Origin of the sequence: Arthrobacter sp. 18067, from assembly GCF_902706295.1 — a bacterium.
Classification (GTDB): domain Bacteria; phylum Actinomycetota; class Actinomycetes; order Actinomycetales; family Micrococcaceae; genus Arthrobacter.
On sequence record NZ_CACSJJ010000066.1, the window covers coordinates 1 to 640 of the forward strand.

General features: G+C 64.8%; 1 protein-coding gene. It reads right to left on the bottom strand.

Annotation, left to right across the window (positions count from 1 at the left end; translation table 11 throughout):
• Positions 1–455: IniB N-terminal domain-containing protein (locus GVL04_RS24090; protein ID WP_200846951.1), on the bottom strand; the 455-nt coding region annotated here is incomplete at its 3' end.
• Positions 456–640 lie beyond the last annotated feature (185 nt).

Below are 640 nucleotides of genomic sequence, written 5' to 3' on the forward strand. Positions count from 1 at the left end.
CCGCCGTGACCGTGGTCGTCATCGTCGTCATGGCCATCCCAGCCACCACCACCGCCGCCGCCACCATGGCCGTGATCGTCGTCGTCGTGATCGTCACGATCGGGGCGTCCACCGCCGCCACCGCCGCCGCCACCTTGACCGTGATCGTCGTCGTCATGATCGGGGCGTCCGCCGCCGCCACCGCCGCCGTTGGGACGGTCATCGTCCCAGTCTCCGCCGCCGGTGGATCCGTGGTTGCCGCCGGTGTTGTATTCACGGTCGAACGACGAACGGGCGTTGATCGGTGCGTAGTCCAGGACCACGGGGCGAACAGCATCGACGTCTGCCGAGGAGACGTCACGGAGGCCGGCTGCGGCAAGGGCAGCTTCGGGGTCGCGGACAAAATCTTCGGCTGCGTCAGGATCGTTGAACAGGCTCATCAGGAACTGCACGAGCTGTTGTGCGAGTGTAGGCATTGGAGTGCTCCCTCAAATTCTGTGGTGGGTGGTAATTGGCCCGGCGCCTTTGCCGGGCTCCCATTCAACGTATGGCCGGGGTGAGGGACCGGGCATCGGGGGTGGTCCCCCTACCGTTTGCCTCACCGCTGTCTCTTCTACACATCTGACGCTGCCGACGAATAGCCTTGTTTATATACCGGTGG